Annotated in this window: 12 protein-coding genes; 5 read left to right on the plus strand and 7 right to left on the minus strand. The window is 69.8% G+C overall.

Annotated features, from left to right (window positions below):
- Positions 1 to 2 precede the first annotated feature (2 nt).
- Positions 3 to 1607: a carboxyl transferase domain-containing protein gene (locus HDC37_RS05090; protein ID WP_179559322.1), complete on the minus strand. Its 1605-nt coding sequence runs from the start codon at positions 1605 to 1607 to the stop codon at positions 3 to 5.
- A gap of 105 nt (positions 1608 to 1712) precedes the next feature.
- Here HDC37_RS05090 and HDC37_RS05095 point away from each other — a divergent pair, with 105 nt between their 5' ends.
- Positions 1713 to 2306 carry a TetR/AcrR family transcriptional regulator gene (locus HDC37_RS05095; RefSeq protein ID WP_179559323.1) on the plus strand — a complete coding sequence of 198 codons (594 nt, stop codon included), beginning with the start codon at positions 1713 to 1715 and terminating at the stop codon, positions 2304 to 2306.
- A gap of 19 nt (positions 2307 to 2325) precedes the next feature.
- The gene (locus HDC37_RS05100) at positions 2326 to 4071 is read left to right on the plus strand and encodes an alkaline phosphatase family protein (protein ID WP_179559324.1); all 1746 of its coding nucleotides are present in this window, start codon (positions 2326 to 2328) and stop codon (positions 4069 to 4071) included.
- Between the two features lie 17 nt (positions 4072 to 4088).
- Here the strand turns inward: HDC37_RS05100 and HDC37_RS05105 are convergent, their stop codons facing one another.
- Genes HDC37_RS05105 through pdhA form a run of 3 tightly spaced genes read right to left on the minus strand, consistent with a single transcriptional unit; the run spans position 4089 to position 7623 of the window.
- Positions 4089 to 5486: a dihydrolipoamide acetyltransferase family protein gene (locus tag HDC37_RS05105; protein WP_179559325.1), complete on the minus strand. Its 1398-nt coding sequence runs from the start codon at positions 5484 to 5486 to the stop codon at positions 4089 to 4091.
- Positions 5483 to 6493 carry an alpha-ketoacid dehydrogenase subunit beta gene (locus tag HDC37_RS05110; protein ID WP_179559326.1) on the minus strand — a complete coding sequence of 337 codons (1011 nt, stop codon included), beginning with the start codon at positions 6491 to 6493 and terminating at the stop codon, positions 5483 to 5485. Before HDC37_RS05110 ends, HDC37_RS05105 begins: the two co-directional genes overlap by 4 nt.
- Positions 6494 to 6495: 2 nt before the next feature.
- Positions 6496 to 7623, minus strand: coding sequence for a pyruvate dehydrogenase (acetyl-transferring) E1 component subunit alpha (gene pdhA, locus HDC37_RS05115; RefSeq protein WP_179559327.1), 1128 nt, complete (start codon positions 7621 to 7623; stop codon positions 6496 to 6498).
- A 162-nt stretch (positions 7624 to 7785) separates the two neighbouring features.
- Between pdhA and HDC37_RS05120 the strand changes: the two genes are divergently transcribed.
- A complete protein-coding gene (locus HDC37_RS05120) occupies positions 7786 to 8259 on the plus strand; it encodes an Lrp/AsnC family transcriptional regulator (protein WP_179559328.1) in 474 nt (157 codons plus the stop codon).
- On the opposite strand, the gene HDC37_RS05125 is transcribed toward HDC37_RS05120, so the two are convergent.
- Positions 8231 to 9235: a DMT family transporter gene (locus HDC37_RS05125; RefSeq protein ID WP_179559329.1), complete on the minus strand. Its 1005-nt coding sequence runs from the start codon at positions 9233 to 9235 to the stop codon at positions 8231 to 8233. The genes HDC37_RS05120 and HDC37_RS05125 overlap by 29 nt on opposite strands.
- Before the next feature lie 74 nt (positions 9236 to 9309).
- Here HDC37_RS05125 and HDC37_RS05130 point away from each other — a divergent pair, with 74 nt between their 5' ends.
- Positions 9310 to 9873: a CGNR zinc finger domain-containing protein gene (locus HDC37_RS05130; RefSeq protein ID WP_179559330.1), complete on the plus strand. Its 564-nt coding sequence runs from the start codon at positions 9310 to 9312 to the stop codon at positions 9871 to 9873.
- Here HDC37_RS05130 and HDC37_RS05135 read toward each other — a convergent pair.
- The gene (locus HDC37_RS05135) at positions 9833 to 10732 is read right to left on the minus strand and encodes an alpha/beta fold hydrolase (RefSeq protein WP_374939136.1); all 900 of its coding nucleotides are present in this window, start codon (positions 10730 to 10732) and stop codon (positions 9833 to 9835) included. The genes HDC37_RS05130 and HDC37_RS05135 overlap by 41 nt on opposite strands.
- A gap of 53 nt (positions 10733 to 10785) precedes the next feature.
- Here HDC37_RS05135 and HDC37_RS05140 point away from each other — a divergent pair, with 53 nt between their 5' ends.
- Positions 10786 to 11541 (plus strand): exonuclease domain-containing protein, encoded by a 756-nt coding sequence (locus HDC37_RS05140; protein WP_179559331.1) that lies wholly within the window; start codon positions 10786 to 10788, stop codon positions 11539 to 11541.
- A 46-nt stretch (positions 11542 to 11587) separates the two neighbouring features.
- On the opposite strand, the gene HDC37_RS05145 is transcribed toward HDC37_RS05140, so the two are convergent.
- Entirely contained in the window at positions 11588 to 11839 is a 252-nt protein-coding gene (locus tag HDC37_RS05145; RefSeq protein WP_124293105.1) for a type B 50S ribosomal protein L31, read from the minus strand.
- Between the last annotated feature and the right edge of the window lie 37 nt (positions 11840 to 11876).

The following is an 11876-nucleotide window of genomic DNA, read 5'->3' on the forward strand; positions in this document are numbered from 1 at the left end:
GATCACATCCTGAAGACGCCGAACTGCGGCGCGGGCAGCGGCGTGCGACTGACGACGTCGAGCGCGAGGCCCAGCACGTCGCGTGTGTCCGCCGGATCGATGACGCCGTCGTCCCACAGCCGGGCGGTGGCGTAGTAGGGGCTGCCCTGGTCGTCGTAGCGCGCGCGGATCGGTGCTTCGAACGCGTCCTGGTCGTGTCGGGACCACTCCTGGCCGCGCCCTTCGATCTGGTCGCGCTTGACGGTGCCGAGGACGGCGGCGGCCTGCGGCCCGCCCATGACGGAGATCCGGCTCGCCGGCCAGCTCCACAGGAAACGAGGCGAATAGGCGCGACCGCACATGGAGTAGTTCCCCGCGCCGAAGGATCCGCCGATGATGACCGTGAGCTTGGGCACGCGCGTGGTCGCCACGGCGGTCACCATCTTCGCGCCGTCCTTCGCGATACCGCCGGCCTCGGCCTCGCGCCCCACCATGAACCCGGTGATGTTCTGCAGGAACAGCAGCGGCGTCTCGCGCTGGTCGCACAGCTCGATGAAGTGCGCGCCCTTCTGCGCCGACTCGGCGAAGAGGACGCCGTTGTTGGCGACGATGCCGACCGGATGGCCGTGGATCCGCGCGAATCCGGTGACGAGGGTGTCGCCGTACTCGCGCTTGAACTCGTGGAAGTCACTGCCGTCGACCAGTCGCGCGATGACCTCGCGGACGTCGTAGGGCTGGTTCACGTCCACGGGGACGACCCCGTAGAGCTCGGCGGGGTCGGCTGCCGGGGGCACCGCGGCCCCGACGTTCCACACGGGAACCGCCTCGGCGGGGAGCGTGGAGACGATGTCGCGGACGATCTCCAGGGCGTGCTCGTCGTCATCGGCGAGGTGGTCGACGACACCCGAACGCCGGGCATGCAGCTCCCCGCCGCCGAGCTCTTCCGGGGTGACGATCTCGCCGATCGCGGCTTTCACCAGAGGCGGTCCGCCGAGGAAGATCGTGCCCTGCCCGCGGACGATGACGGTCTCGTCGCTCATCGCCGGCACATAGGCCCCGCCGGCGGTGCACGAGCCCAGCACCGCTGCGATCTGCGGGATCCCCGCGGCCGAGAGACGGGCCTGATGGAAGAAGATGCGTCCGAAGTGGTCGCGGTCGGGGAAGACCTCGTCCTGCATCGGCAGGAAGGCGCCGCCCGAATCGACCAGGTAGATGCAGGGGAGGCGATTCTCCAGGGCGATCTCCTGGGCACGCAGGTGCTTCTTCACCGTGAGCGGGAAGTAGGTGCCGCCCTTCACCGTCGCGTCGTTGCAGACGACCATGACGTGCCGTCCATGGACCAGCCCGATCCCGGCGACCACTCCCGCCGCCGGAGCCTCCCCGTCGTACAGGCCGTCGGCGGCCAGCGGGGCGATCTCGAGGAAGGGGCTGCCCGGGTCCAGAAGCCGGTCGACGCGGTCGCGAGGCAGGAGCTTCCCCCGGGCGACATGACGCTCGCGCGAGGCGGGAGGCCCACCGAGGGCGGCCGTGGCCAATCGGCGACGAAGGTCGTCGGCGAGGTCCCGCTGGGCCGCTTCGGCACGGCGGAAGTCATCGTCTCGACGCACGGTCGTGGTGAGCCTGGCCATGTCATCTCCGTCGACGTCACGATCCGGTCACGCCCGTTGTCGCGGCGCGCCCGGGACGGTTAGTGTGCGTTAACCGAGCTTTCACGTTAGCGGGGATTAACTGAAATGGCAAGCACCACGGGTCGTGACCGCGCCAAGGCCGACCGCCACTCCGCTCTCCTCGCCGAGGCGGCACGCCTGTTCGCCGAGAGGGGGTTCACCGGCGTCAGCCTCGAAGACCTCGGTTCGGCGGTCGGTGTGAGCGGCCCGGCGATCTACCGGCACTTCGCCAACAAGCAGGCGCTGCTCGCAGCGATCCTCATCGGCGTGAGCGAGCAGCTGCGCGACGGCGGACGCGCGGTGATCGAGCGGACGGATGACGCCGGCGCGCGCCTCACGCAGCTGGTCGCCTTCCACGTCGACTTCGCCTTGACCGATGCGGACGTCATCCGCGTCCAGGACCGCGACCTGGCCAATCTCGGCGTCGAGGATCGGCGGACCGTCCGCCGTCTGCAGCGCGAATACGTGGAGACGTGGGTCGGTGTCCTGGCCGCGGTCCATCCGGAGCGCAGCGAGCAGGACCTGCGGGTGAGGGCGTATGCCTGCTTCGGACTCATCAACTCCACACCCCACAGCATCCGCACGGGTCAGGGCGCCCCCGACCAGGGGCTCGTCCGCGCGATCCTGACCGACATGGCCCGAGCCGCACTGGCCGTCTGAGCGGTATCCTCGCCCCAGGATGCGCGAGAACCCCGAAGAAGAGACCTCCACCTCCCGCCGCGACTTCCTCAAGGTCGGCGGCCTGGCGGCGGCAGGCTTCGCCCTGGGCGGCGCCACCGGCGCCGCCGGTGGCGCCATGGTCGGTCATGCCGCCGGCGTGCGAGAGGGTGCGCAGGAGCTCCCCGCGCTGGCAGCGCGCTCGGAACCCGGCTTCGATCACATCGTGGTGTTCATGGGCGAGAACCGATCCTTCGACAACGTCCTCGGATGGCTCTACACCCCCGACACCCTGCCCGAGCGATCGCGGTTCGACGGACTGGCATTCGGCGACTACGCCAACCTCTCGCCGCAGGGCGACCGCGTCGCCGCTCACGTGTACTCCGGAGCGACCGACGTCGTCATGGGCCTCCCCAACCCGGATCCCGGGGAGGAGTTCCCTCACGTCAACACCCAGCTGTTCGGCCGCGTCGACCCGCCGGGCAATGCCACGGCGCAGGTGGGACAGATGAGCCCTCCGTTCAACGCTCCCGCTCCCGGGACCGCACCGACGATGGAGGGCTTCCTCCAGGACTACTGGAACAACTTCACCCGACTTCGCCGCGGTACCCAGCCGTCGCTCGAGGAGGCGTCGCAGATCATGGGCGGCTTCTCGCCCGAGCAGCTCCCGGTCCTGTCGACCCTCGCCCGTGAGTTCGCAGTGTTCGACGCCTGGTTCGCGGGCGTGCCGTCTCAGACCTACTGCAATCGCTCGTTCTTCCACGCCTCGACCTCCCACGGCTTCGTGACGAACAAGCACGGCGGCGGATACGAGAAGTGGCTGAATGCGCCTCCCACGCCGACGATCTTCAACCGGCTCGAGGACGCGGGGCTGTCGTGGAAGGTGTACTTCGATGAGATGCAGCTGGTCTCTCTGACCGGTGTGCTTCACGCGCCGGTGCTGGAGAAGTTCTGGCGGACGGAGCATTTCGCCTTCATGCCCGAGTTCTACCGGGATGTCGAGAACGGCACTCTCCCCGCCTACGCGTTCATCGAACCGCGCCTGACATACAACCACAACGACTTCCATCCGCCGTTCGGCGTCTACCGCTCAAGCGAGGTGGACGGCCGTCTGGTCATCGACTCGGCGGTATCCGACGTGCGCGCCGGCGAGAAGCTGGTCGCGAGCATTTACAACGCGATCCGCACGAGCGCCAGCGCCACCGGTTCGAATGCGCTGAACACCCTGCTTCTCATCACCTTCGACGAGCACGGCGGCACCTACGACCATGTGGCACCGCCGAAGGCCGTGCCCCCGGTCGAGAACGCCGAGCCCGGCGAGATGGGTTTCGCCTTCGACAGGCTGGGAGGTCGCGTACCCGCCATCGCAGTGTCGGCGTATACCCGGGCGGGCACCGTCATCAACGACGAGATGCACCACGGCTCGGTGATCGCGACCCTCGCCCGTCGCCACGGTCTCCAGCCGCTGAACCGCCGGGACGCGGGGGCGAACACCCTCTTCTCGGTGCTCAACCTCGGCCGGCCCCGGCATCCCGCCACCTGGCCGACGGTCCACCCCATGTACCTCCCGCCGAATCCCCAGGCCGAGGAGCCGATCGATGTGACGTCGTCGCCGCACCGCGACAAGCCGCTGAGTCCGCCCGGGCGCGGTCTGCTCGGCCTTCTCCAGGCGCGGTACGGCGAAGGATCGCGGGAGGAGCCGCAGACGTACGCGGAGGCCTACGACTATCTGCGCCGACGCGGGAAGGGCTTGTTCACGCAGGCGTGACGGTTCCACCGCGGCGCTCAGGCCAGGAGCATCGCCCGCCCGGGTTCGCGCAGCACCGCCCCCACGTCCGCGAGGAAACGCGACCCCTGCTCGCCGTCGACGAGACGGTGGTCGAAGGAGAGGGCGAGGGTCACCACGTCGCGAAGCGCGATCTGACCGCGATGCTCCCAGGGTTGGCGGCGCACCGCGCCGAGGGCGAGGATTCCCGCTTCGCCGGGATTGAGGATCGGTGTCCCCGCGTCCACGCCGAAGACGCCCACGTTGGTGATGGAGAAGGTTCCACCGCGCATCGCCTCGGGCGAGGTCTTGCCCGCACGAGCCGTGGTCGCGAGGTCGCGGATGGCGTCGGCGAGAGCGGGGAGGGTCATCCGGTCGGCATCCCGGATGTTCGGCACGACGAGGCCGCGCTCGGTCGCGGCCGCGATCCCGAGGTGCACGCCGTGATACTGCACGATCTCGCCGCTCTCGCCGTCCCACCTCGAATTCAGGGTCGGGTGGCGGCGCAGCGCCAGGCAGACGGCCTTGGCCGCCACGGCGAGGACGCCGATGCGGTGGTCGGCGAGCGAACGGTCCTCGCGCAAGGATGCGACGAGCTCGGTCGTCTCGGTGACATCGACGGTGAGGAAGACGGTGACGTGCGGCGCGGTGAAGGCGCTGCGCACCATCGCCTCCGCGGTGTGCTTGCGGACGCCCCGGATCGGGATCCGGGTCTCGCTCGTGTGCGCTGCATCCCGTGCAGGGGAGGATTTCACCGGCTCGGCGACGCGGGTCGTCGTCTCGGCGTAGGTGCGGACGTCGTCGCGGGTGATGAGACCGCCCTGGCCGGTCCCCTCGACGAGTGCGATGTCGACACCGAGGTCTTTGGCGAGCTTGCGGACGGGCGGGGTGGATCGCGGCCGTTCCTGCAGCTGCTCGACGGTCTCCACGAGACGGATGTCGTCGTGCGGTGCCACGGAGAGGAGGGCGGTGTCCGCCGCCGGAGACGGAGATGCCGACGCCGCGATCCGCGGTCGACGGCGCGGACGGTTCCCGCTGCGGGGTGCCGCGCCGTAGCCGACGAGATTCGGCCCGGCGGCGTCGTCGGCCGGCGCGTCGGTGGCGACGGCGTCACCCGCGCCAGGCTCGTCGCCTGCCGTCGACGATGCGTGCGGGGCCGCGGGGCTCCCGGGCTCTCCGGCCCCGACGTCGAAGGAGATCAGCGGCGCGCCGACCTCCACCACGTCGCCCGCGGCGGCGTGCAGCACCTGCACGACCCCGGCGTGCGGCGAGGGCAGCTCCACGACGGCCTTGGCCGTCTCGACCTCGGCGATGGTCTGGTTCAGCGTGACGCGGTCGCCCTCGGCGACGAGCCACTGCACGAGCTCGGCCTCGGGCAGTCCCTCGCCGAGATCGGGGAGGCGGAACTCCTGGATCACAGTTCCACCCCCGTCAGGCTGTTCGGGCGGTCGAGGACGCGGTCGACGGCGTCGAGGATCCGGTCGAGGTCGGGAACGTGGTGCTTCTCGAGCTTCGCCGGCGGATAGGGGATGTCGTGTCCGGTGACCCGGACCGGCGGCGTCTCCAGGTAGTGGAAGCACCGCTCGGTGACGCTGGCGACGAGCTCGGCACCCACCCCGGCCTCGCGAGCAGCCTCGTGGGTGACCACGACGCGACCCGTCTTGCGCACCGACGCGCCGACCGTCCGGTAGTCCACCGGCGACAGCGAGCGCAGGTCGATCACCTCGAGCGAGATCCCGTCCTCCTCGGCGGCCAGGGCGGCGTCCAGCGCGGTGGTCACCTGGGCGCCGTAGGTCAGCACGGTCACGTCGGTGCCCTCCCGGGCGACGCGGGCGAGCCCCATCGGCGGGGCATCGGCGGGGTCGACGTCGAGGTGGACCTCGGCCTTGGTGTGGTAGAGCCGCTTGGGCTCGAAGTAGACCACCGGGTCGTCCGAGGCGATCGCCTGACGCAGCATGACGTAGGCATCCTGCGGATTGGACACCGCCACCACGCGCAGGCCCGACGTATGGACGAAGTACGCCTCCGGCGACTCGGAGTGATGCTCGGCGGCGCCGACACCCCCTGCCCACGGAATGCGGATCGTCAGCGGCATCCGGACGTTGCCGCGGGTGCGGTAGTGGAGCTTGGCGACCTGACAGACGATCTGGTCGAAGGCGGGATAGACGAAGCCGTCGAACTGGATCTCCACCACCGGCCGGAAGCCCCGGAGGGCCAGGCCCACGGCGGTCCCGACGATGCCCGACTCGGCCAGCGGGGTGTCGATGACGCGCTGCGCGCCGAACTCCTCCTGAAGGCGGTCGGTCACCCGGAAGACGCCGCCCAGCTTGCCGATGTCCTCCCCCATCACCAGCACCTTGGGGTCATCCGCCATCGCGCGACGCAGACCCTCGTTGATCGCCTTCGCCATCGTCAACTGGACCATGATCAGCCCTCCTGGGTCGCGGCGAAGCCGTCGAGGTACGCGGCGTAGGCGGCACGCTGCTCGTCGATGCCGGAGTGGGGCTCGGCATAGACGTCGTCGAAGATCGACAGCGGCGCACGGGTCACCGCCCCCATCGCGGCCTGGCGGACCTCGGCGGCGAGCGCGTCGGCGTCAGCGGCGACCTCGGCGACGAACGCGTCGTCGAAGACACCCTCGGCGCGCAGCAGCGCCTCGACCCGGTCGATGGGGTCGCGCCGGCGCCAGATCTCGACCTCCTCCTTGTCGCGGTAGCGGGTGGGGTCGTCGGAGGTGGTGTGCGGGCCCATGCGGTAGGTGACGGCTTCGAGGAACGCCGGTCCCCGGCCCTTCCGGGCGTGGTCGATCGCCCAGCGCATCGCGGCAAGGCACGCCAGCACGTCGTTGCCGTCCACGCGCATGCTCGGGATGCCGAACCCGGGCGCGCGCCCCGCGATCGGGAACCGTGCCTGGACGCTCACCGGCTCGGAGATGGCCCACTGATTGTTCGTGCAGACGAATACCACCGGCGCACCGAACGAGGAGGCGAACACCATCGCCTCATTCACGTCCCCCTGGCTGGTCGCGCCGTCTCCGAAGTAGGCTGCGGCCACCTGGTCGCCGCCGTCGCGCTGGACGCCCATCGCGTAGCCGACGGCATGCAGCGACTGCGCGCCGATGATGATCTGCTGGGTCGCCGTGTGCAGCTCATAGGGGTCGTAGGTGGAGTGGCCCTCACCCCGCCAGGCGAGGACGTAGTCGGAGGGCTTGCCGCCGCGGGCGTAGACGACACCGGTCTCGCGGTAGCTCGGGAAGGCGAAGTCGTCCGCACGCAGCGCGCGAGCGGTGCCGATCTGCGTCGCCTCCTGCCCCTGGCACGGGGGCCACAGACCCACCTGGCCCTGCCGCTGGAGGGCGACGCCCTCTGCGTCGATGCGACGCAGCAGCACCATGTCGCGATAGAGCCGCTGGATGGCGGCGGTGTCGACATCCTCGATCCACTGCTGCAGATCCGGATCGACGACGCGTTCGCCGGCAGGGGTCAGCAGACGAGCGACGTCGTCCACATCGGTTGCCAGATCAGCCATGGGGTTCAGGGTGTGCACCGTTGTCATCCCTCCTCGAGGCGACGCTCTCGTGAAGCGTCGCGCGTGAGTCGCCGGCAGCATCGCCGACAAGCCCGAGGCTACTCGTTCTGGCACCTAGCTCAAGCATCTTCTGAATAGTTGAGCAACATGCACAGGTGGCGGGATGTCGGGCTGCTAATCTTTCGCAGTATGAGCACTCTCGATCATGTCGATCTCGAGCTTCTCGCCGCCCTCTCGGACGACCCGCGCGCCACCGTCGTCGCGCTGGCAGAGCGGCTGGGGCTGTCTCGCAACACCGTCCAGGCACGGATGTCACGGCTCGAGCGGACCGGCGTGTTCCTCTCCTACGAACGCACGATCTCCCCCGAGGCTCTCGGCTTCCCGATCGAGGCGTTCCTGAGCGTCATCGTGCGTCAGGCCGACCTCCCCCGCATCACCGCCGAGCTCGGACGCGTGCCCGAGATCGTGCAGGTGCACGGCCTCAGCGGCCAGGTCGACCTGCTGGTGCGCGTGGCGTGTCGCGACACACAGCACCTCTTCGACACCGACGCCCGGATCCTCGCCATCGAAGGCGTCGAGCGCACCGAGACCTCCCTGGTCATGGGAGAGGTCATCGGCTACCGCGTAGGACCGCTCATGGAGCTGGCACGGCGGGACTCGTAGCGGTGACTCCTCGCGCATCCGCCGTCGAGGCCGCATCGAGCCGGACGAGGATCACCCCGACGAGGATGAGCGCTCCGCCGACGAACTGAACGGCCGCGGGGACCTCCGAGAGGAAGAGCCAGGCGAAGGCCAGGGCGAAGAGCACCTCGGACAGCCCGACGAAGGAGCCCACCCGAGAGCCGATACGGGGCACAGCCATCACGCCGAGTCCGTAGCCGACCGTGGTCGCCACCGCGGCGACCCACAGCACCGGCACCCACCACATCACGTCCGCACCCGCAAGCGTCACCGTCACCGCAACCGCCTGGAACGGCAGGACACGTGTCACGCAGAGGGCCGCCATGACCAGGCTGCCGAACAGCAGGCCGGCGGCAGCCAGGGCGAGGGGTGGAAGGTCGTCTCCGGCGCGCTCGGCGATGACGAAGTAGGCGCACACGCAGACTGCCGCACCGAGCGCGAACAGCACGCCGATCGGGTCGAACGCGGCACCCGAGACGTCCACGACGAGCACCAGACCCACGACCGCCACGACCGACCCCGAGAGCACGAGGAACGACGGCCGTCGGCGGCTGCGGATCCAGACCGCGACGACGAGCAGGACCGGGGCGAGGTACTGGATGAGAAGCGCCACCGCCACAGGCATCCGCTGCATCGCGGAGAAGAACAGCAGCTGGCACCCCAACACGGGCATCAGTCCGAAGGCGACGACGAGGCGCCAGTGCCGGCGGACGAAGCCGCGCTGGCGACGGACCGCCACCACGAGCGCCGGGGAGAGCACGAGGGCGGCGACCCCCATCCGCACCAGGAGCGCGGCTCCGAGCGACCAGCCGGCCTCCAGCAGCGGCTTCATGAACGGCCCGCTCGAGGAGAACGCCAGCGCCGAGGCCAGCGCCATCACCAACCCCGTGGTGGCCGTCCGTGACGCGGTGGCGGGAACGCCGAGGGAGAGCACGGGCAGCGGCGCGGTCGCGGTCATCAGGTCATCCGATTGTCAGGAGTCAAGCATGCGTACACTGGTGACACTAGTGTCGGCGATCGTCAGGAGTCAACATGGTCTTCATCCATGACACCGAGAACAATCTGCGCGCCGCCGCGTACCTGGTCAACACCCTCCCCGGCGTGGGGGGTGACGACGCCGTAGACACCCTCACCACGCACGAGCAGTTCGACGAGTACCTCCGGATCAACCCCTACACCGGCGTCATCCGTCGCGACGATGCCGAGCTCTCAGCGCTGCGCGCGGTGCGCCGCCCTCTGCAGGGGCTCTGGGACGTCGACCGGGACGGGGCCGTGCCCCTGGTCAACGAGATGCTGCAACGCGGACGCGCCCTCCCCCGCCTGATGAAGCACGACGGGATGGACTGGCACATCCATGCCACCTCGGACGATGCGCCCCTGGCGACGCGGGTGCTGGTCGAAGCCGCGATGGCCTTCGTGGATGTCATCCGCGCCGACGAGTACGACCGCGTACGACGGTGCGCGGCCGACGACTGCGACGGCGTCTACGTCGACTTCTCCAAGAACAAGTCCAAGCGCTACTGCGACACCGGCAATTGCGGCAATCGGATGAACGTCAACGCGTACCGGCAGCGGAAGGCGCGAGAAAGCGAGTGATGGCCGCGGCCGCAGGCCCGGGTGTTTCGTAGTGGATGAGATGCCCCACCTCGGGGATCTCCACCGACTCCGCGTCAGGGAAGAGCGTCTGCAGCCGCCGCTGCGCGCTGAGGGGTGTGATGTCGTCGCGCTCGGCGACGATGAGGAGCGTCGGCTGGGTGATCTCGGGCGCGAAGGCCCGGACATCGTTGCGGACGGACGTTTCGAAGGCCTCGCGGAGCACATCGCGGTCGGCGAAGCGGGAGAAGTACCGGTCGTGCTGGTCGTGGATGTAGCGGCGCAGATCACGCCGGCGCGTCTTGGCCATCGCCACGCTCATCCCGCGGACGATCGCACGCTGCCGCAGCACCCATTCCCCGGCTCGCCGCGGCAACCGGGCGCCCATCCGGTAATACAGCACCGCAAGACGGGTGAGGACGCCACGGGGTCCCTCCAGCGCCGGTGCGCCGATCGGGTTGATGAGGATGAGCCGGGATGTGGGAAGCCCGGCGGCCACCGCCGCTGAAGCGACGATCGAGCCGAACGAGTGGCCCAGGATCACCGCCTCCGGGGCGAGGGTCGCATGCACCTCGGTGAGCCAGGCGCGGTAGGCGTCGATGTCGTGCCGGCGTCCGGGGAGCGGGCTGGAGTCGCCGAAACCGGGGAGGTCGGGAACGATCACGCGCAGATCGGGAAGAAGCCCGACGATCGCGGCCAGCCCATGATGGTCGCCGCGGAACCCGTGCACCGCGAGCACCGTGACCGCGGCGTCGGCGGGCCCGTACGTCCAGTAGGCGGTCTGACCGCCGAGGATCTCGACCCGATCTCCCCCGGGGGTGAGGGCATGCGGGGCGGGTACCTCGGGGTGCGGGATCGACACGTTCGAGTCTAACCGGCGGCCGATGTCGGCACCGGCGCGTACGGTGCGGAGCCATGACGAACCCTCGCCCCGCTCCCGAACTCCCCGCGTCGACTCCGGCCCCCCTCGGCGGCGATCCCCCGCCGTGGCTGCGCGTCGTGGGTGTGTTCGACCTCGAGACCACGGGGATCGACGTGCGCACCGACAGGGTGGTCACCGCTCACGTCGGGTTGCTGGATGCCGCGGGGAGGGCGGTCTGCGGTCGGTCGTGGCGAGCCGATCCGGGCGTGGAGATCCCCGCGGCGGCGACGGCCGTGCATGGGATCTCCACCGCCGAGGCCCGCGCCACCGGCCGCCCCGCGGCGGAGGTCGTCGCCGAGGTCGTCGGGTGTCTCCGCGGCATCCTCGATGCGGGCATCCCGGTGGTGGCCTACAACGCCGCCTACGACTTCTCGCTGCTGCGTCACGAGGCCCTGCGTCACGGCGTCGTGCCGTTGGAGCACCCGAGTCCGGTCTTCGATCCGCTCGTCATCGACCGGCACTTCGATCGCTACCGGCGGGGGAAGCGAACGCTCACCAGGGTCGCCGAGCACTACGCCGTCCGCCTCGACGGGGCGCATGAAGCGGCCGCCGACGCACGGGCGGCAGGACGCGTGGCGCAGGCGCTCGCCCGGCGCTACCGCGGCCTCCTGCCCCCGACGGCTCGCCAGATCCACGTCGAACAGATCGCGTGGGCACGTGATCAGGCGGCCAGCCTCACCGAATACTTCGTGAGCATCGGACGCATCGACCCGCGCGCGCCGGTCGACGGCACGTGGCCGGTGCGATGACGCGAAAAAGCCTCCGACCGCGGTCGGAGGCTTTTTCGGCGTGGGCTCAGCGGCCGCCGAAGTTCTTGAAGCGCTGGTTGAACTTCTCGACGCGACCGGCCGAGTCGAGGATGCGCTGCTTGCCCGTGTAGAACGGGTGCGAAGCCGACGAGATCTCGACGTCGATGACGGGGTACTCGACACCATCGAGCTCGATCGTCTTGTCGCTGGTGACGGTGGAACGGGTGAGGAAGGTCTCGCCCGAGCCGAGGTCGCGGAACACGACAGCGCGGTAGTCGGGGTGGATGTCAGTCTTCATGGGAATCCTTGCGGGAGCGACGGAAAGTCTGTTGTGC

Origin of the sequence: Microbacterium sp. AK009, assembly GCF_013410955.1 — a bacterium.
Lineage (GTDB): Bacteria > Actinomycetota > Actinomycetes > Actinomycetales > Microbacteriaceae > Microbacterium.

Bases quoted from the DNA above. Each gene is read 5' to 3' on its own strand.
- HDC37_RS05090 (WP_179559322.1), bottom strand. From the start codon at position 1,607: ATGGCCAGGCTCACCACGACCGTGCGTCGAGACGATGACTTCCGCCGT.
- HDC37_RS05095 (WP_179559323.1), top strand. From the start codon at position 1,713: ATGGCAAGCACCACGGGTCGTGACCGCGCCAAGGCCGACCGCCACTCC.
- HDC37_RS05100 (WP_179559324.1), top strand. From the start codon at position 2,326: ATGCGCGAGAACCCCGAAGAAGAGACCTCCACCTCCCGCCGCGACTTC.
- HDC37_RS05110 (WP_179559326.1), bottom strand. From the start codon at position 6,493: ATGGTCCAGTTGACGATGGCGAAGGCGATCAACGAGGGTCTGCGTCGC.
- pdhA (WP_179559327.1), bottom strand. From the start codon at position 7,623: ATGACAACGGTGCACACCCTGAACCCCATGGCTGATCTGGCAACCGAT.
- HDC37_RS05120 (WP_179559328.1), top strand. From the start codon at position 7,786: ATGAGCACTCTCGATCATGTCGATCTCGAGCTTCTCGCCGCCCTCTCG.
- HDC37_RS05125 (WP_179559329.1), bottom strand. From the start codon at position 9,235: ATGACCGCGACCGCGCCGCTGCCCGTGCTCTCCCTCGGCGTTCCCGCC.
- HDC37_RS05130 (WP_179559330.1), top strand. From the start codon at position 9,310: ATGGTCTTCATCCATGACACCGAGAACAATCTGCGCGCCGCCGCGTAC.
- HDC37_RS05140 (WP_179559331.1), top strand. From the start codon at position 10,786: ATGACGAACCCTCGCCCCGCTCCCGAACTCCCCGCGTCGACTCCGGCC.
- HDC37_RS05145 (WP_124293105.1), bottom strand. From the start codon at position 11,839: ATGAAGACTGACATCCACCCCGACTACCGCGCTGTCGTGTTCCGCGAC.